Origin of the sequence: Zestomonas carbonaria, from assembly GCF_904061905.1 — a bacterium.
Lineage (GTDB): Bacteria > Pseudomonadota > Gammaproteobacteria > Pseudomonadales > Pseudomonadaceae > Aquipseudomonas > Aquipseudomonas carbonaria.
In genome coordinates, this window is the sequence record NZ_CAJFCI010000052.1 from 41,988 (window position 1) to 67,077 (window position 25,090).

The window sequence follows — 25,090 nt, forward strand, 5'->3', positions numbered from 1 at the left end:
TCCATGCGCCATAGCCCCTACTGGTTGTTCGTCGTGCTGGTCCTGGCCCTGGCCGGGTTGCAGTATCGTCTCTGGGTGGGCGACGGCAGCCTTGCCCAGGTCAGCAGCCTGAAGCGCCAGATCGCCGAGCAGCAGGGCGAGAACGAACGCCTGCTCGAACGCAACCGTATCCTCGAGGCGGAAGTGATGGAACTGAAGAAAGGCATGGAAACCGTGGAAGAGCGTGCCCGCCACGAGCTGGGCATGGTCAAGGACGGCGAGACCCTGTACCAGATCACCGAATGAAGCATTCCGACCTGCCTGAATTCTGGGCGGTGATTCCCGCCGCCGGCATCGGCTCGCGCATGCGCGCCGACCGTCCCAAGCAATACCTGGAGCTGGCCGGGCGGACTATCCTCGAACACACCCTCGGCTGCTTCCTCGACCATCCGCGCCTCAGGCGCCTGGTGGTCAGCCTGGCGGCCGACGACCCCTGGTGGCCGGGCCTGGCCTGCGCCGGTGATCCACGCATCGAGCGGGTCGCCGGGGGCAAGGAGCGTGCCGACTCGGTACTCAACGCCCTGGCGCGGCTGGCCGAACTGGGCGCTGGCGACGACGACTGGGTGCTGGTGCATGACGCCGCGCGACCCAACCTGTCGGCTTTCGACCTCGACCTGCTGCTCGCCGAACTGGCCGACGACCCGGTCGGCGGCCTGCTGGCAGTGCCGGCGCGCGATACGCTCAAGCGTGCGGGGCCGGACGGCCGCGTCCGCGAGACGGTGGATCGCAGCGTGATCTGGCAGGCCTACACGCCGCAGATGTTCCGCTTCGCCGCTCTGTATCGCGCCCTGTCCGACGCGCTGGTCGCCGGCGTGGCGATCACCGACGAAGCCTCTGCCCTGGAATGGGCCGGCCAGGCGCCGCGCCTGGTCGAAGGCCGCGCCGACAACCTGAAGATCACCCGCCCGGAAGACCTCGACTGGCTGCGCCAGCGCTGGGCCGACCGCCACTGATGCTCTTGTAGGGTGCGCCGTGCGCACCGGCCTCTAGAGGCCGCTCTGTACTCTCCGCCCCGTGCACCCTACGCTCGATACTCCGGCAACTCCGCCAATCCCGTCTTCAACTCATCCACCAGTTGCCTGACCTTCGGCGACAGGTGCCGCTGCTGCGGATACAGCGCCCACACTGCGGTATTCGGTGGCCGATGCTGTTCGAGCAGCGACACCAGGGCGCCGCTGCGCAAGTGCTCGAGCACGTAGTAATCCGGCAACTGGCACAGCCCGAAGCCATGCAGCGCCGCGTCCAGCACCGCCTGGCCGCTGTTGCAGCGCCAGTTGCCTTGCACACGTAGCGACACTTCGCGGCCTTCCTGCTGGAAGGCCCAGTGGTCGGAGCTGCCGATCAGGCAATTGTGCCGCGTCAGCTCCGACAGGCTGTGCGGCCGCCCGTAGCGCTCCAGATACATGGGGGCGGCGCACAGGTACATCACCCGTGGCGCCAGGCGGGTGGCGAGCAGACGCGAATCCTGCAGGCGGCCCAGGCGGATTGCCAGGTCTATCCCTTCGTGCAGCAGGTCGAGAGTGCGGTTGCTCAGTTCGATCTCTACCCGGAGCTGCGGGTGGCGGGCCATGAAGCGGTTCACCAACGGCACGATGAAGCGCTCTCCATAGGCCACCGCGCAGGTCATGCGCAACAGCCCCTTGGGCTCGCTGGCCAGGTCGCTGACCGCGCGCAGGGCCTCTTCACGGGCGTCGAGCAGGCGCTGGCAGTGCTGGAGGAAGGTCTGCCCGGCCTCGGTCAGCGCCACCTTGCGGGTGCTGCGGTAGAACAGGCGGGTTTGCAGGCGCTCCTCCAGGCGGGCGACCTGTCGGCTGACATGCGAGGACGATACCGCCAGGCGCTCGGCGGCGGCGGTGAAGCGGCCCGTTTCGGCGACGGCGACGAACTCGTCCAATCCTTCCCAGCGGCTCATGGAGTCTCCTCGGCTCTTGCGGAGGAATAGATTATCCCCATATGACAATAATGTTTTGCCAATAGCCGGATTATTTACCAGTGGAGGGAAACTAAACTCTTGCGCAGATTTTTCAGGAGAACCGCCATGATCAAGTCCCGCGCCGCCGTTGCCTTCGCTCCCAACCAGCCGTTGCAGATCGTCGAAGTCGACGTCGCTCCGCCCAAGGCCGGCGAGGTGCTGGTGCGCATCGTTGCCACCGGTGTCTGCCACACCGACGCCTACACCCTGTCCGGTGCCGACTCCGAGGGCGTGTTCCCGTCGATCCTCGGCCACGAAGGCGGCGGCATCGTCGAAGCCGTGGGCGAGGGCGTTACCTCGCTGTCGGTCGGCGACCATGTGATCCCGCTGTACACCGCCGAATGCCGCGAGTGCAAATTCTGCAAGTCCGGCAAGACCAACCTCTGCCAGAAAGTCCGCGCCACCCAGGGCAAGGGCCTGATGCCGGATGGCACCACGCGCTTCTCCTACAACGGCCAGCCGATCTACCACTACATGGGGTGCTCGACCTTCTCCGAGTACACCGTGCTGCCGGAAATCTCCCTGGCCAAGATTCCCAAGGACGCGCCGCTGGAGAAGGTCTGCCTGCTCGGCTGCGGCGTGACCACCGGCATCGGCGCGGTGCTCAACACCGCGAAAGTGGAAGAGGGCGCCACCGTGGCGATCTTCGGCCTCGGCGGCATCGGCCTGGCGGCGATCATCGGCGCCAGGATGGCCAAGGCGTCGCGGATCATCGCCATCGACATCAATCCGGCCAAGTTCGAGGTGGCCCGCGAGCTGGGCGCCACCGACTTCGTCAACCCGAAGGACTTCGACAAACCGATCCAGGACGTGATCGTCGAGATGACCGACGGCGGCGTCGACTACAGCTTCGAATGCGTCGGCAACGTCAAGCTGATGCGCGCCGCGCTGGAGTGCTGCCACAAGGGCTGGGGCGAGTCGGTGATCATCGGCGTCGCCGGCGCCGGCGAGGAAATCAGCACCCGGCCGTTCCAACTGGTCACCGGACGCGTCTGGCGTGGCTCCGCCTTCGGCGGCGTGCGCGGCCGTACCGAACTGCCGAGCTATGTGGAAAAGGCGCAGAAAGGCGAGATTCCGCTGGATACCTTCATCACCCACACCATGGGCCTGGAAGACATCAACAAGGCCTTCGACCTGATGCACGAGGGCAAGAGTATCCGCTCCGTCATTCACTACTGATCGCTGCAAGCGGCAAGCTTCAAGCTACAAGTGGTACGTGCTGCTTGAAGCTTGAAGCTGCCCGGAGGGCCTCATGGAAATCGTCTCCAGCAACAAGAGCTTCGGCGGTTGGCACAAGCGCTACCGCCACCGTTCCAGCAGCCTCGGCTGCGACACGGTGTTCGCCGTCTACCTGCCGCCGCAGGCGGAGCAGGGCGCCCGGTTGCCGGTGCTGTACTGGCTCTCGGGGCTGACCTGCACCGACGAGAACTTCATGCAGAAGGCCGGGGCGCAACGCCTGGCCGCCGAGCTCGGGCTGGTGATCGTCGCGCCGGACACCAGCCCGCGTGGCGAGGGCGTGCCGGACGATCCGGACGGCGCCTGGGACTTCGGCCTCGGCGCCGGCTTTTACCTCAACGCCACCCGCGAGCCCTGGGCGCGGCACTATCGGATGTACGACTACGTGGTGCACGAGTTGCCGGCGCTGATCGAAGCGAACTTCCCGGTCGACGACAGGCGCGGCATCAGCGGCCACTCAATGGGTGGCCATGGCGCACTGGTCTGCGCGCTGCGCAATCCCGGCCGCTATCGTTCGCTGTCGGCCTTCGCGCCGATCGCCAATCCATCGAACTGTCCCTGGGGCGAAAAGGCCTTCTCCCGCTACCTGGGCGATGACCGCGCGCAGTGGCGCGAGTGGGACGCCAGCCTGCTGCTCGCCGAGGCCAAGGAGAAGTTGCCGATCCTCGTCGACCAGGGCGATCGCGACGACTTCCTGGCCAACCAGCTCAAGCCGGAAGCACTCCAGGCCGCGGCCAGGGCCGCTGGTCACCCGCTGACCCTGCGGATGCAGCCGGGCTACGACCACAGCTACTACTTCATCGCCAGCTTCATCGACGACCACCTGCGGCACCACGCGAAAGCGTTGTCATGACGCCCTTGTAGGGTGGAAAACCGCGAAGCGTTTTCCACCATCAGCCGGTGGATGTGAAAAGCGACATCCACCCTACGGTCCTGCCTGTGTGCCCCGGATTGCATCCGGGCTACGTCACTGCGACACCACGCGAAAGCGTTGTCATGGCGCCTTTGTAGGGTGGAAAACCGCGAAGCGTTTTCCACCATCAGCCGGTGGATGTGAAAAGCGACATCCACCCTACGGCCCTGCCTGTGTGCCCCGGATTGCATCCGGGCTACGTCACTGCGACACCACGCGAAAGCGTTGTCATGACGCCCTTGTAGGGTGGAAAACCGCGAAGCGTTTTCCACCATCAGCCGGTGGATGTGAAAAGCGACATCCACCCTACGGCCCTGCCTGTGTGCCCCGGATTGCATCCGGGCTACGTCACTGCGGCACCATGCGGAAGCGTTGTCATGGCGCCTTTGTAGGGTGGAAAACCGAGAAGCGTTTTCCACCATCGTGGCACTGTCCTACATCCGGATAACTCGCATGGTTGCGCCCTGTCGATCACGTGGATGTTTTCTGGTCGAGGCATTACGGGTATATCTGATCCAGAAGAATATTCTGAAATATCAATAAGGCACGCTTTTTTTGATGGTGTTGGTGGAATAAATCCAGAACTTATCAAGCTCGCCAATTAAGTGTGAATCTATACGGATTTTACATAAGTCGGCGTAGGTTCTTTCAAGCTCTCTAGGCTAATAATGTGCCTGTGCAGAGTCTTGCGTAGAACCTTTTAAGAGCTTTCTTAAAGTGAGCCGTCTCATGTGTGCAAGTTGTTCTTATTTTTCCAGGCAGATTGGTTTCACGCTTATCGAGTTGTTGATAGGCGTAGCTATCATCGGAATTCTGGCTGCCATCGCTTTGCCGGCATACGACTCCTATATTACCAAATCCCGTATTCGGGCCGCGCAGGTCGATCTGGTCGCTCTGAGCATGGTGATCGAGGCCAGCTATCAGCGTTCGATGGCCTATCCCGCTGGTGAGTTCAAGAGTACGGAGGCCGTAAAAGGCAAGTTCGGTGCGTGGCAGCCATCGGAGAAAAGTTTCACTTATTCGGTGGTCTCGAGTGGCTCCACTTACAAGGCCACCGCCATAGGCACAGCGAGCAGCGGCAAAGCCAAAGGCTGCACGATGAGCATCGACAATGAGGGGGAGCGTGGCAGCAGCAAATGCCCTTATGGCGGAGGGGACTGGCAATGATGCAACGCGCCAGCGGTTTCACGCTGATCGAGCTGATGGTGACGATAGCCGTCATGGCGATGTTGATCATGCTCGCGGCGCCTTTTGCATCGGGCTGGACGGAGCGCGCGCAACTGAACAGTGCGGAAAGCATCTGGCGGGAAGCCTATGGCCGGGCCAAGGCCGCTGCCTTGCGTAATCGACATGGTGCGCATGGCGATCAAGTGGTGAGTTTTCTCTGCCTGAATGACGGCGCTCTAGGTGTTCGTGTTGCAAGGGACGCAGACACGCCCGCAAGTTGCTCTTCGACCGAGCTTTGGAAGTCCGCTCTGCCAAGCCGGCTCAAGAGCCTTCGAGGAGGAGGAACAACGGAAGTCTCCTGCTTCGCCTTTGACAATCGGGGCAACCTGTTGCCGGAGAAGACTTGTGCGACCAACAACGATCTCGAACTTCGATATGGACACTCCAGTGTCTCCATTTCGCTCTACTGAACTGTACCGTCAGCGTGGCTACGTACTGATGGACGCACTTATCGGGGCGGCCATCATGTCGCTGCTCTGCCTGGGGCTCACCCTGGCGGTCGCCACGTCGGTGGTCAACCAGCGCAATACGAACCTGCAAGCGTTGGCGGTGGCCCAGATGCGTGATCTGTTGCAACGCAATGGCACCGAAGGCGTGAATCTGTGCGCCGAGGCGCCATCCATCAGTCTGCCGACTTCGTCTGACCCGATAGGGGTTTCAGTAAGTGGCTGTGATCCGATCGACATCGAGGTCGGCGGGCAAAAGCTGGCGAATATAGCCGCCCCCCTTACCTTGACGGTTTCCCTGGGTAGCGAAGAGATGCCCATTGTCGTGGGTGGTGGTTCATGAGCCGGTGGCAGCAGGGGGTGACGCTGATCAGCATGATGGTCGGTTTGCTGATTTCGCTCCTGGTGATCCTGGTCATGATGACCAGTTTCAGGACGCTGATCTCCATCAGTGCCGAGGCCTCGCGCGGCGCCTTCCAGGATGGCGAGCTGGCGACAGCGCTGACCGCACTGCAAATGGACATCCAGGGAGCGGGTTATGGGCTGGATGCGACGGTTAGCCCCGCATTGGTCAAGAGCCCGATCTCGTTACCCGAACATGGAAGTGAGGAGGCACTCCTCTGGCGATTCAAGGATGGTGGGGCACTGACCTGTGCCGGGGTGGTCGAGCGTGCCGATACCGACCCGGACAGCAGCCAGCCCATGCGTGTGGTGTCGCGCCTGCTCGCGAACGACTGCTCGGAAACTGCCGGCCTGGCAAGTTTCGAGTGGGTTCTGGGTGAAGATTTGCTGCGCTTCAAGAACCAGACTGCCAGGCAACTACGGATCACCCTGGATGAAGAGGCCTGTTCGCCATTCGGCGCCTTGGGGGAATCTGAAAACCACCCGATCGTCATCCTGTCGGCACCCAGTTCGACCCAGCACGCCGGGGCTTCTGCAGCGCCGGTCAGCTACAGCATTTGTCTCCTCAATATTCCTGTTTCCGACTCCTAATAGGAACTGACCATCATGAGATCTCCTTTCTATCAGCGAGGCGCGGCGACCGTTCTGATCGTTCTGATAACAGCATTTGCCTTGGCGGCGATTGCCCTGTCGTTGATATTCAGTGTTCGAGGTAATCAGGACAGGCAGGTGGCGGTTCACGCGGCGACCCACTCGCAGGCTGGAGCCTGGAGCGGTGTTGAGGTATTTCGCCGCTATCTCGAAAGTATCGCCGTGGATGAGCACCAACTGGCAAGCCTGCCGAAAGGGAAAAAGCTGGATGTAGAACTGGGTGACAACGAACTGACCGCGACAGTCGTCAATGTCCTGCACCCCGCTAGCGATGACCAGGACAAGATATACGAAATCACCACCGATATTCGTAACAGGCACGAAGGCGCACGCTCTGCAACGGTCGTCCGGGCTACTTATAGTGTTTCTCCCGGAACGAGAAGAAGTCCGGACCATGATGGTGTCATCAACCTCTACGATGACCTCAACCTGTCTGGAGACATTGATATAAAAGGCAAGGATAACTCGAAGATCAATGTCGACGGCTCGGCGACCCTGAAAGGCTCTGTCTCCGGAATCGAGTCGCTGCGCGCAACCAAGGATATCGAGATCAGTGGCAGCTCCAGGGTCGGGGAGGTTTTCGCCAACGGCACCTTGAAGCTGTCAGGCTCGGCATCTGTGATGAAGGGCTCTGCGCTGGGCGATATCACCACTTCCAGTGGTGGGCACAGTGGGGAGCTCAGCACCAACAGTAACCTGCGGATCACGAATGGCTCCGTCGATACCGGTAACGCCCTGGGCCTGATCGAGGCGGGTGGGGATAGGCATGGTTACCTGGTGGCTGGAAAGACCACTACCTTGAACAAGGGCATTACAGGGATAAGCAACGCTATCGGGGATATCTCCATAAGGTCATGGCTTACGGTCAATGAAGTGAATAGCAAGGCAACCGTGACTTGCCATAGTGAAACCTGGAGCGGGTTCGGGAGCATTCGAGCGCAGGCGGTCAACAACTGTCCAAGAAATTCGAAGGTGCAAGCGCCAAAGGATGTGATCTTTCAGCTAATGACGGAGCTCCAGCCATTCGATATGCCCCAGAGGCCAACGGTGGACGCCTACAAGTTCAAGGAAGCGGCCAACTACGTATTCGAGTTTGAAGGGCGCAAGCGTCGAGTTACAGTGAAAAGCGTCAATGGACTTGCCGATGGTGTCTATTACCTAGGGGACTATAAACGCGATCATCGAGGAAGGAAGGACTATCTCTGCAGCTCCGTAGACTCCAACTCGAGGTGCATTGAGCCGGTCGAGCCTGACCGCACCATCTGCCAGGGACATGCGTCGGAGCAAGGCTGCATTACCTACAAGCGTAATGAATGGACGCTTGCTGGCAAGAACCTGGCCCCAGGTGTCATGTGGTTCGAGGGAGATCTGAAAATTCAGAACGGACGCTACTACAACACATTCGTGTCTACCCGGTCGATCAGTACGGGGGGCGAAGTAGCTGTTTCGTCAGTCAACTACAGTGGATACAAGATTATCTGTGCTGTGCAATATCCAAGGAATCCCACCGGAGATTTTGCCGATCTCTATCCCTCCAATCTTTGCGATATGGAAAAGGGTTCCCTGAAAAACAATGCGGTAGGGAATATTGGGTTGCTCGCCGGCGGGATTGTCGATGGCGAGCTCCAAGGTGGGGATATCAAACTTGGAAGCCAAAGTGAGATATCCGGAAGTGTAATAGCTGGCAATCTTCTATCGAGCAGTGGTGACAGCACGATTCGTGGCTACATAAGTGCTGCTGGCTGGGGTGAGGATGGGAAAAACGAATTCGGAAACGATATTACGCTCGATCTGAACGATCTTCCCGAGGGGTATGCTCCCGGGGAGGTTCCCGGCATGGGCGAGGAGTGCACATCCAACTGCGATGCTGTCGCCACCGCCAAGGCCAAATGGGTACGTTATCTCTAAGAATGCTGTGAAAAGACCTCCTGGTCCGTACCCGTGAATGAACGGGTGATAGCTGTAGGTCGTGGGTTTGATCAGCTCCGGTCGAGCGTTCGCGCGCTCCGACGGAGCGGAATCGGCAGGGTGCTATTGTCGGATTGACGACAGGCTACGGCGTCATGGCCTGGCCAGAATCGAGCAGGATCAATAGCATGCACGCTGGCAGAGCATGGGACGGTCCACTTGCTTCCCGAGTGGCCAACCCGCTCTTTCCCCTGAATCCACGAAGAACCTTTTTATGCGTATCGGCCATGGTTACGACGTGCACCGCTTTGGAGAGGGGGATTTCGTCACCCTCGGCGGTGTGCGAATTCCCCACAAATTCGGCTTGATCGCCCATTCCGACGGCGACGTACTGCTGCATGCGCTTGCCGATGCGCTGCTGGGCGCGGCGGCGCTGGGCGATATCGGCAAGCATTTCCCGGACACCGATCCAACCTTCAAGGGGGCCGACAGCCGTGCGCTGCTGCGCCATGTCGTTGGCCTGATCCAGGCCAAGGGCTGGCGGGTCGGTAATGTCGACGCCACCATCGTCGCCCAGGCACCGAAGATGGCACCTCACATCGGAGCCATGCGCACGCTGATCGCCGAAGACCTGCGGGTCGAACTGGACGCGGTCAACGTCAAGGCCACCACGACCGAGAAGCTCGGTTTCACCGGACGAGAGGAAGGTATCGCGGTGCACGCCGTGGCCCTGTTGCTGCCGGCATGAACGAACTCGAACTGCTGGGCACCAGAGCCCATGGAGAGCCCTGCGGACGTGCGCAGCTAAAGGCGACCGCGGAGGACTTCCAAGTCGACGAAGTGCTGGATATCCCCCTGGCCGGCGAGGGCGAGCATCTCTGGCTGTGGGTGGAGAAGCGCGGTCTCAACACCGAGGAGGCGGCGCGGCGCCTGGCCCGCGCCGCTGGCGTGCCGCAACGGGCGATCAGCTATGCCGGACTCAAGGATCGCCAGGCGCTGACCCGCCAGTGGTTCAGCCTGCACCTGCCGGGCAAGGCCGATCCCGACCTGTCCGCCGCCGAAGGGCCGACGCTGGCCATCCTCAAGGCGCTGCGCCACAAGCGCAAGCTGCAGCGTGGCGCCCATTCGGCCAACGGCTTCACCCTGCGCCTGACCCGCCTGGAGGCCGACCGTGCGGCGCTCGATGTACGCCTGGAACGGTTGCGTGCAGACGGCGTACCGAACTATTTCGGCCTGCAGCGTTTCGGGCATGGCGGCGGCAATGTCGTCGATGCCCGGGCTTTCGCCGAACGCCACGAACTGCCGGAGCAACGCAACCTGCGTTCGCGACTGCTCTCGGCGGCGCGCAGCTATCTGTTCAACCGCGTGCTCGCCGAGCGGGTCGCCGAGGGTAGCTGGAACCGGGCGGAGGTCGGCGACCTGCTGGCGTTCACCGACAGCCGCAGCTTCTTCATGGCCGGCGAGGACGAATGCTCGGACCCGCGCCTGGCCATCCTCGACCTGCACCCCACCGGCCCCCTGTGGGGCGCGGGCGAGTCTCCGGCGGCGGGGCGGGGACAGGCGCTGGAGCAGGCGGTGGCGGCACGCGAGGCAGCGTTGCGCGACTGGCTGGTCGAAGCGGGCATGACGCACGAACGGCGTATCCTGCGCCTCCCCATCGGCGGTTTGACGTGGCATTATCCCGAACCTGACGTGTTGCAACTGGAATTCGTCCTGCCGGCCGGATGCTTCGCTACCGCTGTGGTACGCGAACTCGTCGATCTGCTGCCGGCGGGGCAGACGGACAATTCATGCGTATTCTGATTTCCAATGACGACGGGGTGAACGCTCCCGGCCTCGCCGCCTTGCATGCTGCGCTTGAGGATTACGCCGAGTGTGTAGTGGTCGCCCCCGACCAGGACAAGAGCGGCGCCAGCAGTTCCCTGACCCTGGACCGCCCGCTGCATCCACAACGCCTGGGCAATGGCTTCATCAGCGTCAATGGCACGCCGACCGATTGCGTTCACCTGGGCCTCAATGGCCTGCTCGAGCACACCCCGCACATGGTGGTGTCCGGCATCAACCTGGGCGCCAACCTCGGTGACGACGTGCTCTATTCCGGCACCGTGGCGGCGGCGGTCGAAGGGCGTTTCCTCGGCCGTACGGCCTTCGCCTTCTCGCTGCTGTCGCGCCAGCCGGACAACCTGGCGACCGCGGCGCATTTCGCCCGCCTGCTGGTGGAGGCGCACGAAAGCCTCGACCTGCCGCCGCGTACCGTGCTCAACGTGAACGTCCCCAACCTGCCGCTCGCCAATATCCGTGGCATCCAGTTGACCCGCCTCGGCCATCGCGCCCGGGCGGCGGCGCCGGTCAAGTCGGTCAACCCGCGCGGCAAGGAAGGCTACTGGATCTCGGTGGCCGGCGATGCCGAGGATGGTGGGCCGGGAACCGACTTCCATGCCGTCATGCAGGGCTACGTCTCGATCACGCCCCTGCAACTGGATCACACCTGCCGAGAGGCGCTTTCCGGCCTCGAATCCTGGGTGGGAGGTTTACGCTGATGGCTCGCGAACAGGACGACCTGCAGCGCCGGGGTATCGGCATGACTTCCCAGCGCACCCGTGAGCGGCTGATCCAGCGCCTCTACGAAGAGGGCCTGTCGAACGCCCAGGTGCTCGAAGTGATCCGCCGCACGCCGCGCCACCTGTTCGTCGACGAGGCGCTGGCCCATCGCGCCTACGAGGACACCGCCCTGCCGATCGGCCACAACCAGACGATTTCCCAGCCCTACATGGTCGGGCGGATGACCGAGTTGCTGCTGGCCGCCGGGCCGCTCGACAAGGTATTGGAGATCGGTACCGGTTCCGGCTACCAGACTGCGGTGCTGGCGCAACTGGTCGAGCGGGTGTTTTCCGTCGAGCGCATCCAGGGCCTGCAGGACCGCGCCAAGGAACGCCTGGCCGAACTCAAGCTGCGTAACGTGGTGTTCCGCTGGGGCGACGGCTGGGAAGGCTGGAACGCCCTGGGGCCCTACAACGGCATCATCGTCACGGCGGCCGCTGCCGAAGTGCCGCAGGCGCTGCTGGACCAACTGGCGCCGGGCGGCCGCCTGGTGATCCCGGTCGGTGCCGGCGACCTGCAGCAACTGCAGTTGATCGTTCGCGAGGAACAGGGCTTCTCCCGGCATCTGCTGGACATGGTGCGCTTCGTTCCGCTGCTGCAGGGCCCGGCCGTTTGATCGGCCGGGGACTTTTCACCGCGGCGCTTGTCCGATGCCTGGAGTGGTTTGCCATGCCGTGCTGGCGGGCATGTCGCTACCGATTGCATCTGGTATTTTTCTGTTCGATCTGCCACCAGCGTTGGGGCACCTGAAAGGGAGAGAGGGGTGAGGCTCATAGCCATTCAGCAGCGGATTCGCGTGGGCAGCATTCGGGGCCTTCTCGGCGGAGCCATCCTCGGCGCTTTACTGGCCGGCTGCAGCACACCATCGGGCCAGGTTCAGGTGGTGGATCGCAACACCCGCGCGCCCGTGGCGGCACGTCCGCCGGTGACCAGCGGGCAATACGTGGTGCAGCGCGGCGATACCCTCTATTCGATCGCATTCCGCTATGGCTGGGACTGGAAGGCCCTGGCGGCCCGCAACAATATCGCTTCTCCCTACACCATCCGCGTCGGCCAGGTGATCCGTTTCGATGGGCGTCCGCCCGCCACTGGCAACGTCGCCAGGACCACGCCCGCGCCTGCCGCCAAGCCCGCCGCTCCGGTGGCCCCGGCAACCCCGGCCAGGCCGACTGCGGCGGCTCCGGCCCCGCCCGCCGCCACGCCGGCGCAAACGCCGATCCAGCCCGTGGCGCGCTCCGCATCGGGTTGGGCATGGCCTGCGAACGGTCCTCTGATCGCGCGTTTTTCCTCAAACGGCAGTTTGAATAAAGGAATTGATATCGCTGGGGAATTAGGCCAGCCTGTTTTGGCTGCGTCTGATGGTTCTGTGGTGTACGCCGGGAGTGGTTTACGGGGCTACGGTGAGTTGGTAATCATCAAACATAGCGACACCTACGTGAGCGCCTACGGTCACAACCGCAGGCTGTTGGTACGGGAGGGACAGCAGGTCAAGGCCGGACAGACCATTGCCGAGATGGGATCGACAGGGGCGGACCGAGTGAAACTCCACTTCGAGATTCGCCGCCAAGGCAAGCCTGTAGATCCTTTGCAATACCTGCCCAAGCGTTGACTTGCGGGCCGTCCGTCCGACCGCGTCGGAGGACGGACCCAGGTGATGCCACGGAGGCGCCGCCCGGGTTCGCGGTTGAACTCAGCAAGGGACGTACAACAATGGCACTCAACAAAGAAGCGCCGGAGTTTGACTTTGACGACGAAGTTCTCCTCATGGAGCCTGCTTTTGTCTTGGAGGAAGTGCTGAGCGAGGAGCCCGAAGCTCCCGTCAAGCGCGCCAAACCAAAGGGCGCGGCAGCACTGAAGCAGCACAAGTACATCGACTACACCCGAGCGCTGGACGCCACCCAGCTCTACCTCAACGAAATCGGCTTTTCTCCCCTACTGACCCCGGACGAAGAAGTGCACTTTGCGCGCCTTGCGCAAAAGGGCGATCCGGCCGGTCGCAAGCGCATGATCGAAAGCAACCTGCGCCTGGTGGTGAAAATCGCCCGCCGCTACGTCAACCGGGGGCTTTCCCTGCTCGACCTGATCGAGGAGGGCAACCTCGGGCTGATCCGGGCGGTGGAGAAGTTCGATCCGGAACGGGGGTTCCGTTTCTCCACCTACGCCACCTGGTGGATTCGCCAGACCATCGAGCGGGCGATCATGAACCAGACCCGCACGATCCGCCTGCCGATCCACGTGGTGAAGGAGCTCAACGTCTACCTGCGGGCTGCCCGCGAGTTGACCCAGAAGCTCGACCACGAGCCTTCCGCCGAGGAAATCGCCAACCTGCTGGAAAAACCGGTCGCGGAGGTCAAGCGCATGCTGGGCCTGAACGAGCGGGTTTCCTCTGTCGACGTTTCGCTCGGGCCGGATTCCGACAAGACCCTGCTCGACACCCTGACCGACGAGCGTCCCTCCGATCCGTGCGAACTGCTGCAGGACGACGACCTGTCGCAGAGCATCGACCAATGGCTTTCCGAACTCACCGAGAAACAGCGCGAAGTCGTGGTGCGCCGTTTCGGCTTGCGTGGCCATGAAAGCTGCACCCTGGAAGAGGTCGGCCAGGAAATCGGCCTGACCCGGGAACGGGTGCGGCAGATCCAGGTCGAGGCCTTGAAGCGCTTGCGCGAGATTCTGGAGAAGAATGGCTTGTCGAGCGACGCGCTGTTCCAGTGAGACTGGAGTCGTAATAAAAACCGGCCAAGTGCCGGTTTTTTTATCGCTGATGTAAGCCATTGCTTACAAGGCGTGTAAGCCTGTGCTGATGGGGATCGCCAGAAAACCGCCACTGCCTTTTCATCTGGAGATCCAGTTGCTTGATTTCATTTATATTCCATGTTTCTGGAAAAGCGCCCCGCAGGCGATCAAGCCGTAAGGGAGGGCTTGTTAGGCAGGGATCGCGCGCTAATATCTTCACTGTGTCGATGGATCGGCACAGGCCACCAAGGATGGCGGTCAGGAAATCGCATGAAGCGATGCATCAGGAAGATGGGTCCGGAGAGAAAGGGACTATGGACAAAAGAGCGGGCGGGTAAAACCGCCCCTTTTTTTGCCTGCAGAAAATGAAAAGGCCCGCATTTCGCGGGCCTTTGGCATTCCGGGCGGCCAATCAGCGTTCCAGATGTTGCAGCTTGTCCTTTACGCCATCCCACTCTTCGGCGTCAGGCAGCGCATCCTTCTTCTCGGTGATGTTCGGCCAGACTTCCGCCAGTTCGGCGTTCAGTTCGATGAACTCCTGCATCTCCTCCGGTACTTCGTCCTCGGAGAAAATGGCCTGGGCCGGGCACTCGGGCTCGCACAGTGCACAGTCGATGCACTCGTCCGGGTGGATCACCAGGAAGTTCGGGCCTTCGTAGAAGCAGTCCACCGGACAGACTTCCACGCAGTCGGTGTACTTGCACTTGATGCAGTTGTCGGTGACGACGAAGGTCATTTTCAGTTCTCTCCTCAGACGGCTGGGAGCCCGTCACGGAAAGGGCTCCTCGGCTCGGGAATTATACTCACGACCCAGGCTGGAGGCCGTCGCTTCCCGAAGCGCGCGGGATTCTACCAGCTTGTGCGGCTTGCGGGTTAGCTTCTTGCTTTCCAGGCGTACAGCAGCTCCAGTGCCTGCCGTGGTGTCACCTCGTTCGGGTCGAGCCGCTGCAGCTCTTCCAGCACCGGGTGCGGCAAGGTGGCGAACAGGTCGTTCTGGATTGGGGCGAGCGGTTGGCCTGTGTCGTTGCGGGGCGCCTCGTGCGGCAGGCTGGTGGTTTCCAGGCGGGCCAGGTGCTGGCGGGCGCGCTGGATCACCTCGCCGGGCACGCCGGCCAGTTGCGCCACCGCCAGGCCGTAGCTCTGGCTGGCCGGGCCGGGCAGCACGTGGTGGAGGAACACGATGCGTTCGTTGTGCTCGGTGGCGTTGAGGTGCACGTTGGCGATCGCCGGTTCGCTCTCCGGCAGCACGGTCAGCTCGAAATAGTGGGTGGCGAACAGCGTGTAGGCGCGCAGCTTGGCCAACTGTTCCGCGGCCGCCCAGGCCAGCGACAGGCCGTCGAAGGTGCTGGTGCCACGGCCAACCTCGTCCATCAGCACCAGGCTGCGGTCGGTGGCGTTGTGCAGGATGTTGGCGGTTTCGCTCATCTCCACCATGAAGGTCGAACGGCCGCCGGCCAGGTCGTCGCTGGAGCCGATGCGGGTGAAGATGCGGTCGATCAGCGCCAGTTCGCAACTGGCCGCCGGCACGAAGCTGCCGATATGGGCGAGCAGGGCAATCAGCGCCGTTTGCCGCATATAGGTGGATTTACCGCCCATGTTCGGGCCGGTGATGATCAGCATGCGGGTGCTGTCGTCGAGTTGCAGGTCGTTGGCGACGAAGGGCGTGGTCAGTACCTGTTCGACCACCGGGTGGCGGCCCTGCTCGATGCGGATGCACGGCTCGTCGACGAAGCGCGGGCGGTTGAGGTCGAGGTTCAGCGCGCGCTCGGCCAGGTTGCTCAGCACGTCCAGCTCGGCCAGGGCGGCGGCGGTGTCCTGCAGCGGGGCGAGCTGGCCGATGAGGATTTCCAGCAGCTCTTCGTAGAGCTGCTTCTCCCGGGCCAGGGCACGGCTCTGGGCGGACAGAGCCTTGTCCTCGAAGGTCTTGAGCTCCGGCGTGATGAAGCGTTCTGCACCCTTCAGGGTCTGGCGTCGCTGGTAGTCGGCGGGAGCCTGTTCGGCCTGCATGCGCGGCAGTTCGATGTAGTAGCCGTGGATGCGGTTGTAGCCGACCTTCAGGCCCGACAGCCCGGTACGCGCCTTCTCGCGGGCCTCCAGGTCCATCAGGTACTGGCCGGCGTTCTCGGACAGCGACAGCAGCTCGTCCAGCTCCGGGTCGTAGCCGCGCTTGAGCACGCCGCCGTCGCGGATCACCGCCGGCGGGTTGTCGATGACTGCCTTCTGCAGCAGTTCCGCGAGTTCCGGGTAGGTGCGGATGTTGCGGGCCAGCTCGTGCAGGTGCGGCGCCTCCAGGTCGGCCATCGCCTCTTGCAGCTCCGGCAGAGCGGCCAGGGCATCGCGCAGGCGCGCGAGGTCGCGGGGGCGGGCGTTGCGCAGGCCGATACGGGCGAGGATGCGTTCGATGTCGCCGATTTCCTTCAACTGCGGTTGCAGGCGCTCGAAGCGATAACGGTCGAGCAGGCAACTGATCGAGTCCTGGCGCGCTTCGAGCACCTCGCGCTGGCGCAACGGGCGGTTCAGCCAGCGGGTCAGCAGGCGGCTGCCCATGGCGGTCTGGCAGCGGTCCATCACCGATTGCAGGGTGTTGTCGCGGCCGCCGGCCAGGTTGGTGTCCAGCTCCAGGTTGCGGCGGCTGGCGCCGTCGAGGATCACCGTGTCGTCGAGGCGTTCATGGCGCAGGCTGCGCAGGTGCGGCAGGGCGGTGCGCTGGGTTTCCTTGGCGTAGGCCAGCAGGCAGCCGGCGGCGCCGATGGCCAGGGTCAGGTTCTCGCAGCCGAAGCCCTTCAGATCCTGGGTGCCGAACTGCTGGCAGAGGCTCTTGCGCGCGCTGTCGCGGTCGAAGTCCCAAGGCGCGCGACGGCGCGAACCACGGCGTTTCTCGGCGGGCAGGTCCTGGGGCCAGTCGTCGGGGATCAGCAGCTCGGCGGGATTCAGGCGCTCCAGTTCGGCGAGCAGGTTTTCCCAGCCGCTCAGTTCCTGGACGCTGAAGCGGCCACTGGTGATGTCCAGCACGGCCAGGCCGAACAGTTTCTCGTCGCCCAGCACGGCGGCCAGCAGGTTGTCGCGGCGCTCGTCGAGCAGTGCCTCGTCGCTGACCGTGCCGGGGGTGATGATGCGCACCACCTGGCGTTCCACCGGGCCCTTGCTGGTGGCCGGGTCGCCGATCTGCTCGCAGATCACCACCGACTCGCCGAGCTTGACCAGCTTGGCCAGGTAGCCCTCCGCCGAGTGGAAGGGAATGCCGGCCATCGGGATGCTCTGTCCAGCCGACTGGCCGCGGGCGGTGAGGGTGATGTCGAGCAGCTTGGCGGCCTTCTTGGCATCCTCGTAGAACAGCTCGTAGAAGTCGCCCATGCGGTAGAACATCAACTGGGCCGGGTACTGGTTCTTGAGCTTCCAGTACTGCTGCATCATTGGCGTGTGGGCGGAGAAATCTTGGGCGGCGATGTTCATCGAATGATCGGCTGAAAATGGCTCTGGAATGGGGATGGCCAGCGAATTGCCAGTGGCGGCGCTGGCCCGGATAGCCGGTAAGGTTACCACGGGATTCGCTCGCGGCAGGCGTACCTTTATCTGGTGTAGGGTATGGCTTTTCCTATTTTTGGAGCGTTCCCGTGGAAGCCATCACCCAACTCGCCGGGCAACTCGGCGCGCGCCTGCTGGGGCTCGGGGCCCAGGTCACCACCGCCGAATCCTGTACCGGCGGCGGCATCGCCGAGGCGATTACCCGGATCGCCGGCAGTTCGGGTTGGTTCGAGGCTGGTTATGTCACCTATTCGAATGCGCAGAAGACCGCCCAGTTGCAGGTCCCTGCCGAGCTGTTCGCGCAGGTCGGGGCGGTCAGTCGCGAGGTGGTCGAGGCCATGGTACGGGGCGCCCAGGCCCACAGCGGGGCGCGCTTCGCGGTGGCGGTCAGCGGTATTGCCGGGCCGGACGGCGGTTCCCCGGAGAAGCCGGTCGGCACCGTCTGGCTGGCCTGGGGCGATGGCCCGCTGCTGTACAGCGAGTGCCGGCTGTTCGCCGGCGATCGCGAAGCGGTGCGCCGACAGACGGTCGAGGCCGCATTGTCGGGGCTCATTCGTCTGGCCGATGGAGAAAATCCGGCGCAGGGGTAGGCGAGCGATTTGCCCTGTGGAATAATACTGTCTACTTATACAGTTGTTGGCGGCCGGCAGGCCTCTTTGATCACGTGAGGATTCCAATGGACGAGAACAAGAAGCGCGCGTTGGCCGCTGCTCTGGGGCAGATCGAGAAGCAGTTCGGCAAGGGCGCGGTAATGCGCATGGGCGATCACGAGCGCCAGGCCATCCCGGCCATCTCCACCGGCTCCCTGGGCCTGGACATCGCCCTTGGCATCGGCGGCCTGCCGAAAGGCCGGATCGTCGAGATCTATGGCCCGGAATCCTCGGGTAAGACCACCCTGACCCTGTCGGTGATCGCCGAGGCGCAGAAACAAGGCGCCACTTGTGCCTTCGTCGACGCCGAGCACGCCCTGGACCCGGACTACGCCGCCAAGCTCGGCGTGAATGTCGACGATCTGCTGGTGTCGCAGCCGGACACCGGCGAGCAGGCCCTGGAGATCACCGACATGCTGGTGCGCTCCAACGCGGTGGACGTGATCATCGTCGACTCCGTGGCCGCCCTGGTGCCCAAGGCCGAGATCGAGGGCGAGATGGGCGACTCCCACGTCGGCCTGCAGGCGCGCCTGATGTCCCAGGCCCTGCGCAAGATCACCGGCAACATCAAGAACGCCAACTGCCTGGTGATCTTCATCAACCAGATCCGCATGAAGATCGGCGTGATGTTCGGCAGCCCGGAAACCACCACTGGCGGTAACGCCCTGAAGTTCTACGCTTCCGTGCGCCTGGACATCCGTCGCATCGGTTCGGTGAAGGAAGGCGAGGAAGTGACCGGCAGCGAAACCCGCGTCAAGGTGGTGAAGAACAAGGTGTCGCCGCCGTTCCGCCAGGCCGAGTTCCAGATCCTCTATGGCAAGGGCATCTACCGCAGCGGCGAGGTCATCGACCTCGGTGTTCAACAAGGCCTGCTGGAGAAGTCCGGCGCCTGGTACAGCTACCAGGGCAGCAAGATCGGTCAGGGCAAGGCCAACGCCGCCAAGTACCTGGAAGACAACCCGGAAATCGCCAGCACCATCGAGCGGCAGATCCGCGAGAAGCTGCTGAACAACGGCACCGCCGCCGCTGCCGGTAGCATGGCTGACAACCTGGCCGATATCGACGCTTGACCCGCCCATGACCGCCGTGCTCGACACGCCTGCTGCAGTACGGCGGTTCGCCATGGATCTGCTGGCGCGCCGCGAACACGGGCGCGTCGAGTTGACCCGCAAGTTGCGCCAGCGTGGCGCACCGGCGGAGCTGATCGAAAGCGCCCTCGACCGTCTGACGGAAGAGGGGCTGCTTTCGGAGGCCCGTTATCTGGAAAGCTTCATTTCTTCCCGTGCCCGTTCCGGCTACGGCCCGCTGCGTATCCGCGAGGAATTGGCGCAGCGTGGCTTGCCGCGTGCGGACATCGAATCCGCGCTGCGCGAAAGCGACCTCGACTGGCGCGGCTTGCTGGCCGAGACCTGGCGGCGCAAGTTCGCCGGCAACCTGCCTGGCGATCCGCGCGAACGTGCCAGGCAGATGCGTTTCCTTGCCCAGCGTGGCTATCCCCAGGAATGGATCGGCCGCTTGTTGCGTGGCGGCACATTCGACGATTGAGGGAGCGTAGGAGCGGCCCATGGCCGCGAACAGTGCTGGGCGTGGTTCCGATTTGCCCGGGCCATGCCCGCGAATCGCGCGCATGGCGCGCTCCTACGGGAGCGTCGTCATATCTCCAGGTAGAGTCGTTGGTGTTCCCGGATTGCATCCGGGCTGCGGCTCCCAGTACTCATGCCCAGGCGCTTGGCTGGTTGATGGCGTTGAGCAACTCGCGCAGGCGGCCGTGGTCGCGGCCGTTGAAGGCGAAGGCCAGGCGCGGTAGTTCGCATAGTTCGGGTTCATCGCTTTCCGCTTCGCAGAAGGGTTGCTGGTTGAATCCGCCGGTCTTGCAGAGGTCGGCGAAGTCCGTGTCCAGCCGCTTCAGGGCGGCATCGCTCAGGGCATGGTGGAGGCGGATGACGAACTTGTCCTTGAGCCAGCGGCTGGAGTGGAAGTTGCGGTAGAACTGGGCGATTTCCTCGACCGCGTCGTCGGCGCTGTACACCAGGCGCATCAGGTGCATGTCGCTGGGCATGATGTAGCCGTTGCCCAGCAGTTGGCGGTCGATGAACTCCAGTGCTTCCTTCCAGTAGCTGCCGCCGGGCCGGTCGAGCAGCACCACCGGCACGAGGGGGCTCTTGCCGGTCTGGATCAGGGTCAGCACTTCCAGGGCTTCGTCCAGCGTGCCGAAGCCGCCGGGGCACAGCACCAGGGCGTCGGCTTCCTTGACGAAGAACAGCTTGCGCAGGAAGAAGAAGTGGAATGACAGCAGGTGGTCGGTTCCTTCGATGGTGGCGTTGGCGCCTTGCTCGAAGGGCAGGGTGATGTTGAAGCCCAGGCTGTATTCCTGTCCGGCACCTTCGTGGGCGGCGGACATGATGCCGCCCCCGGCGCCCGTGATCACCATCAGTTCGTGGCGTGCCAGGGCAGTACCCAACTGGCGTGCCAGGGCGTAGAGCGGGTGGTTGGCCGGGGTGCGCGCCGAGCCGAAGACGGTGACCTTGCGACGGCGCTTGAACTGTTCGAGGGTGCTGAAGGCTCGCTCCATCTCGCGCAGGGTCTGCAGCATGATCTTGGCGTCCCAGCGGTTGCGGTCGGCCTGCGCCATGCGGATCACGGTGACCAGCATGTCGCGGTACAGGTTGAGGTTGGCGCTGGTGCTCGGGGTGCTGAGCTGAATGAGTTCGTCGACCTTGCTGGCGAGGTCGATTCCGCTGATCTGGAAGTGGCGGGACAGGTAGTCATCCGGTTCGTAAGGCATGCGACTTCTCCTTGTACTTCTGAGCCCGGAGCTCATGGATACTGCGGGGCGCCGTCGGCGGCGCCGGCCGGACCCTTCCGTGCGGGCCCGGCGCTGTCGGCGCGAGGCGCCGGTGGGGCTGGTTCAGATTGCGATCTGTTCTCCCGGTTCAGGAATGGTGGCGAGCCAGTTGAGGCGTTCTTCGAGGGCTTGCTGGAGGGCCAGCATCTTTTCCCGCTCGCCATGAACCAAGTAAAGCTCAGGACGATGATCGAAGTGTTTCACCCAGTCGATCAGTTGCGATTGCCCGGCGTGCGCGGAGAAGCCGCCCAGGGTGTGCACCTTGGCCTTCACAGCGATGCGCTGGTGCAGCAGCTTGACGTTCTGGGCGCCGTCGACGATGGCGCGGCCGAGGGTTCCGCGTGCCTGGAAGCCGGCGAAGATCAGGTGGCATTCCGGGCGCCAGAGGTTGTGCTTGAAGTGGTGGAGGATGCGTCCGCCGGTGCACATGCCGCTGCCGGCGATGATGATCGCGCCGCTCTTGAAGCGGTTGATCGCCATCGACTCCTCGGGCGTCTGGGTGCAGTGCAGGACTGGCAGCCAGTCTTCTATGCGCCGGATCTTGTGGGCGTAGGGCAGGGACGGGTCGAGGCCGTTGAGCTGGTCGTAGAAGCGCGTGTAGATGGAGTTGGCGCGGATCGCCATGGGGCTGTCGAGGAACACGGCGCGCTGCGGCAGGCGACCTTCCTGGTAGAAGCGGCCGAGGTAGTAGATCAGGTCCTGGGTGCGGCCGACGGCGAATGCCGGGATCAGCACGTTGCCGCCGTCCTTGTGGGCGGCTTGCAGGATGTCCGCCAGTTCGTCGAGGGTTTCCTCGCTGGGCCGGTGGTCGCGGTCGCCGTAGGTGGATTCCATGAGGATCAGGTCGGCCTCGGTGAGGACGCTCGGATCGTGCATCAGCGGCGAGCAGGTGTTGCCTAGGTCGCCGGAGAACACCAGGCGGCGGGTCAGGTGGTGGTCGTGGATTTCCATCTCGACGATGGCCGAGCCGAGGATGTGCCCCGCGTCGTGGTAGGTGATCCAGATGCCCGGCGCGACCTCGTGGCGTTCACCGTAGGGGAGCGCCCGTCGCTGGCTCAGGGCCTGCTCGGTATCGGCGACGGTGTACAGCGGTTCGAGCGGCGCCTTGCCCAGTCGCGCGCGCCACTTGTTCTCCCATTCGGCGTCCTTTTCCTGCAAGTAGGCGGCGTCCTGCAGGATCAGCTCCATCAGATCGCAACTGGCATCGGTGGCGAAGACCGGCCCCTTGTAGCCCTCGGCGACCAGCCTGGGCAGCAGGCCGCAGTGATCGAGGTGGGCGTGGGACAGCACCACGGCATCCAGGCTGCCCGGGTCGAAGGGAAAGGCGGCGCGGTTGCCCTGTTCCTCTTCGCGGCGCCCCTGACGCATGCCGCATTCGAGCAATACCTTGGCACCATCGCGACTTTCGATCAGGTAGCAAGAGCCGGTGACCTGCTGGACGGCGCCGAGGAACTTGATCAGAGCCATGGTGAACTTCTCCCTGTGTGAGTTGTGCCGCTCAGGCTGCCAACAATCGGCCAGGGGTACCTTGACATGCATCAGTGTCCGGCTGGCTGCCGGGGCATGGAGCGTTTACTGGATGCCACAATCGCTCTTCTCGAAGCGTTCGCTGGTCACGGGCCGATTGGTCTTGTACTCGGTGAACTCATAGCGCAATACCGCTCCGCGCGCGAGCAACTGGCGGTAACCGGCATTGCGGCAGACGCTGGCGCCCAGTTGTGCGCGCACGCTGTCTGGGTTGGCGCGCATCTGCTGGGCGTGGGAGGTGCGTACGCTGAGGTGGTTGACCAGTTCGTGGCCATCCACGGTGTAGCCTTGGTCGAGAATGTCTTCATTGATCGCCCGCGGGGTGCCGACGCTGCTTTCCCGGGCCACGTTATCCAGCATCCGGACCAGCTCATGGTCCTTCAGGCTCGCCGCGTGGACGGCGGGGATGGCCAGGAACAGGGTGATGGCGGGAACGATGAAGCGCATGGGGTTCTCCTGAACGATGGGACGAATGCATATTGTGCGCGGGGTCACGGCTGGCTGTCGCCTGCCGGGCACAATGGCGGATGTATTGCTCAGACCGGCGATTGCGCCGAGTGTTACCCGAGCGAGGCGCAAATCGCTCTTTCGCCCCGTCGGAACGCCTGCCGCGCCGCAGGTGGCTCTGTTAAAGTGCGGCCCCGTCTTGCTGCTCGCCTCGTTCGATGTCCGACTCTTTCGCCCCATTCGCCGAGCGCCATGCCGTCGCTCGCCTGCGCGACGAACGCCTGGCCCGCTGTACCAAGCCTTTCGTCGCCCGTGGCTCGCGCGCCGAGCGCTGCCCGCAGTGCCGGGTGATGGCTGGTTATTGCCTGTGCGCCTGGCGCCCGCAGGTGGCTTCCCGTTCGGGCATGTGCCTGTTGATGCACGATGTCGAGGCGCTCAAGCCGAGCAATACCGGCTGGCTGATCGCCGACGTGGTGGAGCGCACCAGCGCCTTCGGCTGGTCGCGCACGGAGGTCGACCCGCGCCTGCCTGCCTTGATCGCCGACCCGCAGTGGCAACCCTGCGTGGTGTTTCCCGGCGAGTACGCGGCGCCCGGGCGGGTGGTCGATGAAGTGAGGGTGGAGGAGGGCCGCCGCCCGTTGTTCATCCTGCTCGATGCGACCTGGACCCAGGCGCGCAAGATGTTCCGCAAGAGCCCCTATCTCGACCACCTGCCGGTGCTCAGCCTGCAGCCGGAGCAGGTGTCACGCTACCGTCTGCGCCGCTCCAGGCGCGAGGAGCACCTGTGCACCGCGGAAGTGGCCGCCCTGTGCCTCGAACTGGCCGGAGACGAGCAGGCGGCGCGGGCGCTGGATGCCTACCTGGACGTGTTCAGCCTGCACTACCTGAGCGCCAAGCACCGCCTGCCGCTCGACTCACGGGACGAGATGCACAGTCGCCTGCTCAGCTTCCTGGGGTAGTGCGCGCGGCGGGCGTGGCGTCTGCTTCGGGCGCCTGCACCCTGCGTGGCCACAGTTGCGCCACCAGCATGCCGATGAGCATCAGTGTGCAACCCAGGTAGCCGCGTGCCTGCAGGGATTCGCTGAGGAACAGTGCGCCGGCGATGGCGGCGAACACTGCCTCCAGGGACAGGATGATCGCCGCGTGGGAGGCGATAGCGTCCTTCTGGGCGATCACCTGCAGGGTGTAGCCGATGCCCACCGAGATCAGGCCGCCGTAGATGATCGCCGGCGCCGCCTCGCGGATCGCGGCCCACTGGATGTCCTCGAACACCACGGCGAGCAGCAGGCTGATCACTGCGCAAACCGCGAACTGGATGGCGGACAGGCGGATCGGGTCGTAGCGGCTGGCGAAGAAGCTCACCAGCAACACGTGGGCACCCCAGACGAAGGCGCCGGCCAGTTGCAGCCAGTCGCCGGAGGCGACGTGGAAGTTCTCGCCGACGCTGAGCAGGAACATGCCGACCACCGCCAGGCTGGCGCCCAGCCAGGTGCCCAGGCCGGTGCGCTGGCCGAGCAGCAAACCGAGCAGTGGCACTATGATTACGTACAGGCCGGTGATGAAGCCGGAGTTGGTCACGCTGGTGAACAGCAGACCCACTTGCTGCAAGTTGATGCCCAGAGCCAGGGCCAGTCCCATCAGCCCGCCGCCGAGCCACAGGCCCCGGTTGAGCGGCTGGGGCGCGCTCCCGGCTGGTCGGCGCAGCAGCAACAGCGGCAGCAGCACCAGCGAGCCGAGGACGAAGCGCAGGCCGGAATAAAGGTAGGGGCCGATGTGGTCCATGCCCATGCGCTGGGCGACGAAGGCGCTGCCCCAGATCATGGCGGTGATGAGCATCAGCAGGTCGGCGCGCAGGGCTTGGCGTTTCACGGAACGGACTCGGACGGAAAAGCCGTAAACTGTGCCGTAAAGCATGGAGCTTGACCACCCCCGCCGCGCTCGGCATGCTGGGCGCCGCTTCCGGCC

At 63.7% G+C, this 25,090-nt stretch carries 26 protein-coding genes; 19 read left to right on the top strand and 7 right to left on the bottom strand.

Annotated features, from left to right (window positions below):
• Positions 1-3 precede the first annotated feature (3 nt).
• Together ftsB and ispD are read left to right on the top strand one after the other, a co-directional pair.
• Entirely contained in the window at positions 4-285 is a 282-nt protein-coding gene (gene ftsB, locus PSEWESI4_RS12970) for a cell division protein FtsB (protein ID WP_187671620.1), read from the top strand.
• Positions 282-992 carry a 2-C-methyl-D-erythritol 4-phosphate cytidylyltransferase gene (gene ispD / locus PSEWESI4_RS12975; protein ID WP_187671621.1) on the top strand — a complete coding sequence of 237 codons (711 nt, stop codon included), beginning with the start codon at positions 282-284 and terminating at the stop codon, positions 990-992. The genes ftsB and ispD overlap by 4 nt, the downstream gene beginning before the upstream one ends.
• A 68-nt stretch (positions 993-1,060) precedes the next feature.
• On the opposite strand, the gene PSEWESI4_RS12980 is transcribed toward ispD, so the two are convergent.
• The gene (locus PSEWESI4_RS12980) at positions 1,061-1,951 is read right to left on the bottom strand and encodes a LysR substrate-binding domain-containing protein (protein WP_187671622.1); all 891 of its coding nucleotides are present in this window, start codon (positions 1,949-1,951) and stop codon (positions 1,061-1,063) included.
• A gap of 126 nt (positions 1,952-2,077) precedes the next feature.
• Here PSEWESI4_RS12980 and PSEWESI4_RS12985 point away from each other — a divergent pair, with 126 nt between their 5' ends.
• From PSEWESI4_RS12985 to rpoS, 13 genes are all read left to right on the top strand, one after another.
• Entirely contained in the window at positions 2,078-3,190 is a 1,113-nt protein-coding gene (locus PSEWESI4_RS12985; RefSeq protein WP_187671623.1) for an S-(hydroxymethyl)glutathione dehydrogenase/class III alcohol dehydrogenase, read from the top strand.
• Between the two features lie 73 nt (positions 3,191-3,263).
• On the top strand, positions 3,264-4,100 hold the full coding sequence (gene fghA, locus PSEWESI4_RS12990) for an S-formylglutathione hydrolase (protein WP_187671624.1): 837 nt from the start codon (positions 3,264-3,266) through the stop codon (positions 4,098-4,100).
• Positions 4,101-4,877: 777 nt separating this feature from the next.
• Complete coding sequence (locus PSEWESI4_RS25185; RefSeq protein ID WP_328821880.1) at positions 4,878-5,327, top strand: type IV pilin protein; 450 nt, start codon at positions 4,878-4,880, stop codon at positions 5,325-5,327.
• Positions 5,324-5,797: a pilus assembly FimT family protein gene (locus PSEWESI4_RS13000; protein ID WP_187671625.1), complete on the top strand. Its 474-nt coding sequence runs from the start codon at positions 5,324-5,326 to the stop codon at positions 5,795-5,797. The genes PSEWESI4_RS25185 and PSEWESI4_RS13000 overlap by 4 nt, the downstream gene beginning before the upstream one ends.
• 28 nt (positions 5,798-5,825) lie before the next feature.
• A complete protein-coding gene (locus PSEWESI4_RS13005) occupies positions 5,826-6,176 on the top strand; it encodes a hypothetical protein (RefSeq protein ID WP_187671626.1) in 351 nt (116 codons plus the stop codon).
• Entirely contained in the window at positions 6,173-6,826 is a 654-nt protein-coding gene (locus PSEWESI4_RS13010; RefSeq protein WP_187671627.1) for a hypothetical protein, read from the top strand. The genes PSEWESI4_RS13005 and PSEWESI4_RS13010 overlap by 4 nt, the downstream gene beginning before the upstream one ends.
• 15 nt (positions 6,827-6,841) lie before the next feature.
• Entirely contained in the window at positions 6,842-8,794 is a 1,953-nt protein-coding gene (locus PSEWESI4_RS13015; protein WP_187671628.1) for a polymer-forming cytoskeletal protein, read from the top strand.
• Between the two features lie 274 nt (positions 8,795-9,068).
• Positions 9,069-9,542: a 2-C-methyl-D-erythritol 2,4-cyclodiphosphate synthase gene (ispF, locus tag PSEWESI4_RS13020; protein WP_187671629.1), complete on the top strand. Its 474-nt coding sequence runs from the start codon at positions 9,069-9,071 to the stop codon at positions 9,540-9,542.
• Entirely contained in the window at positions 9,539-10,597 is a 1,059-nt protein-coding gene (gene truD, locus PSEWESI4_RS13025) for a tRNA pseudouridine(13) synthase TruD (protein WP_187671630.1), read from the top strand. Before ispF ends, truD begins: the two co-directional genes overlap by 4 nt.
• Positions 10,585-11,334 carry a 5'/3'-nucleotidase SurE gene (surE, locus tag PSEWESI4_RS13030; protein ID WP_187671631.1) on the top strand — a complete coding sequence of 250 codons (750 nt, stop codon included), beginning with the start codon at positions 10,585-10,587 and terminating at the stop codon, positions 11,332-11,334. The genes truD and surE overlap by 13 nt, the downstream gene beginning before the upstream one ends.
• Entirely contained in the window at positions 11,334-12,011 is a 678-nt protein-coding gene (locus PSEWESI4_RS13035) for a protein-L-isoaspartate(D-aspartate) O-methyltransferase (protein ID WP_456243215.1), read from the top strand. Before surE ends, PSEWESI4_RS13035 begins: the two co-directional genes overlap by 1 nt.
• A gap of 156 nt (positions 12,012-12,167) precedes the next feature.
• Positions 12,168-13,004, top strand: coding sequence for a peptidoglycan DD-metalloendopeptidase family protein (locus PSEWESI4_RS13040; RefSeq protein ID WP_408004311.1), 837 nt, complete (start codon positions 12,168-12,170; stop codon positions 13,002-13,004).
• Positions 13,005-13,105: 101 nt separating this feature from the next.
• Positions 13,106-14,110, top strand: a complete 1,005-nt coding sequence (rpoS, locus tag PSEWESI4_RS13045; protein ID WP_187671633.1) for an RNA polymerase sigma factor RpoS — start codon at positions 13,106-13,108, stop codon at positions 14,108-14,110.
• 433 nt (positions 14,111-14,543) lie between these two features.
• Here rpoS and fdxA read toward each other — a convergent pair whose 3' ends face one another.
• Together fdxA and mutS are read right to left on the bottom strand one after the other, a co-directional pair.
• Positions 14,544-14,867 carry a ferredoxin FdxA gene (fdxA, locus tag PSEWESI4_RS13050; RefSeq protein WP_187671634.1) on the bottom strand — a complete coding sequence of 108 codons (324 nt, stop codon included), beginning with the start codon at positions 14,865-14,867 and terminating at the stop codon, positions 14,544-14,546.
• Positions 14,868-15,004: 137 nt separating this feature from the next.
• Complete coding sequence (gene mutS / locus PSEWESI4_RS13055) at positions 15,005-17,584, bottom strand: DNA mismatch repair protein MutS (RefSeq protein WP_187671635.1); 2,580 nt, start codon at positions 17,582-17,584, stop codon at positions 15,005-15,007.
• A gap of 161 nt (positions 17,585-17,745) precedes the next feature.
• Between mutS and PSEWESI4_RS13060 the strand changes: the two genes are divergently transcribed.
• The 3 genes from PSEWESI4_RS13060 (at position 17,746) to recX (ending at position 19,851) form a co-directional block, all read left to right on the top strand.
• Positions 17,746-18,246: a CinA family protein gene (locus PSEWESI4_RS13060; RefSeq protein ID WP_187671636.1), complete on the top strand. Its 501-nt coding sequence runs from the start codon at positions 17,746-17,748 to the stop codon at positions 18,244-18,246.
• 86 nt (positions 18,247-18,332) lie between these two features.
• Positions 18,333-19,376, top strand: coding sequence for a recombinase RecA (gene recA, locus PSEWESI4_RS13065; RefSeq protein ID WP_187671637.1), 1,044 nt, complete (start codon positions 18,333-18,335; stop codon positions 19,374-19,376).
• Between the two features lie 7 nt (positions 19,377-19,383).
• Positions 19,384-19,851 carry a recombination regulator RecX gene (recX, locus tag PSEWESI4_RS13070; protein ID WP_187671638.1) on the top strand — a complete coding sequence of 156 codons (468 nt, stop codon included), beginning with the start codon at positions 19,384-19,386 and terminating at the stop codon, positions 19,849-19,851.
• 169 nt (positions 19,852-20,020) lie between these two features.
• Here the strand turns inward: recX and PSEWESI4_RS13075 are convergent, their stop codons facing one another.
• The 3 genes from PSEWESI4_RS13075 to PSEWESI4_RS13085 all read right to left on the bottom strand — a co-directional run bounded on the left by PSEWESI4_RS13075 (position 20,021) and on the right by PSEWESI4_RS13085 (position 23,125).
• A complete protein-coding gene (locus PSEWESI4_RS13075) occupies positions 20,021-21,091 on the bottom strand; it encodes an LOG family protein (protein WP_187671639.1) in 1,071 nt (356 codons plus the stop codon).
• A 123-nt stretch (positions 21,092-21,214) separates the two neighbouring features.
• Positions 21,215-22,618 (bottom strand): MBL fold metallo-hydrolase RNA specificity domain-containing protein, encoded by a 1,404-nt coding sequence (locus tag PSEWESI4_RS13080; protein WP_187671640.1) that lies wholly within the window; start codon positions 22,616-22,618, stop codon positions 21,215-21,217.
• A 105-nt stretch (positions 22,619-22,723) separates the two neighbouring features.
• Entirely contained in the window at positions 22,724-23,125 is a 402-nt protein-coding gene (locus PSEWESI4_RS13085; RefSeq protein WP_187671641.1) for a quorum-sensing-regulated virulence factor family protein, read from the bottom strand.
• Positions 23,126-23,343: 218 nt separating this feature from the next.
• Here PSEWESI4_RS13085 and PSEWESI4_RS13090 point away from each other — a divergent pair, with 218 nt between their 5' ends.
• A complete protein-coding gene (locus tag PSEWESI4_RS13090; protein WP_187671642.1) occupies positions 23,344-24,084 on the top strand; it encodes a tRNA-uridine aminocarboxypropyltransferase in 741 nt (246 codons plus the stop codon).
• Here the strand turns inward: PSEWESI4_RS13090 and PSEWESI4_RS13095 are convergent.
• Positions 24,068-25,039 (bottom strand): DMT family transporter, encoded by a 972-nt coding sequence (locus tag PSEWESI4_RS13095; RefSeq protein WP_187671643.1) that lies wholly within the window; start codon positions 25,037-25,039, stop codon positions 24,068-24,070. The two genes, PSEWESI4_RS13090 and PSEWESI4_RS13095, sit on opposite strands and share 17 nt — an antisense overlap.
• Between the last annotated feature and the right edge of the window lie 51 nt (positions 25,040-25,090).

What these genes read in the sequence shown, in the direction of transcription:
- ftsB (WP_187671620.1), top strand. Translation starts at nt 4, where the DNA reads ATGCGCCATAGCCCCTACTGGTTGTTCGTCGTGCTGGTCCTGGCCCTG.
- ispD (WP_187671621.1), top strand. Translation starts at nt 282, where the DNA reads ATGAAGCATTCCGACCTGCCTGAATTCTGGGCGGTGATTCCCGCCGCC.
- PSEWESI4_RS12980 (WP_187671622.1), bottom strand. Translation starts at nt 1,951, where the DNA reads ATGAGCCGCTGGGAAGGATTGGACGAGTTCGTCGCCGTCGCCGAAACG.
- PSEWESI4_RS12985 (WP_187671623.1), top strand. Translation starts at nt 2,078, where the DNA reads ATGATCAAGTCCCGCGCCGCCGTTGCCTTCGCTCCCAACCAGCCGTTG.
- fghA (WP_187671624.1), top strand. Translation starts at nt 3,264, where the DNA reads ATGGAAATCGTCTCCAGCAACAAGAGCTTCGGCGGTTGGCACAAGCGC.
- PSEWESI4_RS13000 (WP_187671625.1), top strand. Translation starts at nt 5,324, where the DNA reads ATGATGCAACGCGCCAGCGGTTTCACGCTGATCGAGCTGATGGTGACG.
- PSEWESI4_RS13005 (WP_187671626.1), top strand. Translation starts at nt 5,826, where the DNA reads ATGGACGCACTTATCGGGGCGGCCATCATGTCGCTGCTCTGCCTGGGG.
- PSEWESI4_RS13010 (WP_187671627.1), top strand. Translation starts at nt 6,173, where the DNA reads ATGAGCCGGTGGCAGCAGGGGGTGACGCTGATCAGCATGATGGTCGGT.
- PSEWESI4_RS13015 (WP_187671628.1), top strand. Translation starts at nt 6,842, where the DNA reads ATGAGATCTCCTTTCTATCAGCGAGGCGCGGCGACCGTTCTGATCGTT.
- ispF (WP_187671629.1), top strand. Translation starts at nt 9,069, where the DNA reads ATGCGTATCGGCCATGGTTACGACGTGCACCGCTTTGGAGAGGGGGAT.
- truD (WP_187671630.1), top strand. Translation starts at nt 9,539, where the DNA reads ATGAACGAACTCGAACTGCTGGGCACCAGAGCCCATGGAGAGCCCTGC.
- surE (WP_187671631.1), top strand. Translation starts at nt 10,585, where the DNA reads ATGCGTATTCTGATTTCCAATGACGACGGGGTGAACGCTCCCGGCCTC.
- PSEWESI4_RS13035 (WP_456243215.1), top strand. Translation starts at nt 11,334, where the DNA reads ATGGCTCGCGAACAGGACGACCTGCAGCGCCGGGGTATCGGCATGACT.
- rpoS (WP_187671633.1), top strand. Translation starts at nt 13,106, where the DNA reads ATGGCACTCAACAAAGAAGCGCCGGAGTTTGACTTTGACGACGAAGTT.
- fdxA (WP_187671634.1), bottom strand. Translation starts at nt 14,867, where the DNA reads ATGACCTTCGTCGTCACCGACAACTGCATCAAGTGCAAGTACACCGAC.
- mutS (WP_187671635.1), bottom strand. Translation starts at nt 17,584, where the DNA reads ATGAACATCGCCGCCCAAGATTTCTCCGCCCACACGCCAATGATGCAG.
- recA (WP_187671637.1), top strand. Translation starts at nt 18,333, where the DNA reads ATGGACGAGAACAAGAAGCGCGCGTTGGCCGCTGCTCTGGGGCAGATC.
- recX (WP_187671638.1), top strand. Translation starts at nt 19,384, where the DNA reads ATGACCGCCGTGCTCGACACGCCTGCTGCAGTACGGCGGTTCGCCATG.
- PSEWESI4_RS13075 (WP_187671639.1), bottom strand. Translation starts at nt 21,091, where the DNA reads ATGCCTTACGAACCGGATGACTACCTGTCCCGCCACTTCCAGATCAGC.
- PSEWESI4_RS13080 (WP_187671640.1), bottom strand. Translation starts at nt 22,618, where the DNA reads ATGGCTCTGATCAAGTTCCTCGGCGCCGTCCAGCAGGTCACCGGCTCT.
- PSEWESI4_RS13085 (WP_187671641.1), bottom strand. Translation starts at nt 23,125, where the DNA reads ATGCGCTTCATCGTTCCCGCCATCACCCTGTTCCTGGCCATCCCCGCC.
- PSEWESI4_RS13090 (WP_187671642.1), top strand. Translation starts at nt 23,344, where the DNA reads ATGTCCGACTCTTTCGCCCCATTCGCCGAGCGCCATGCCGTCGCTCGC.
- PSEWESI4_RS13095 (WP_187671643.1), bottom strand. Translation starts at nt 25,039, where the DNA reads ATGCTTTACGGCACAGTTTACGGCTTTTCCGTCCGAGTCCGTTCCGTG.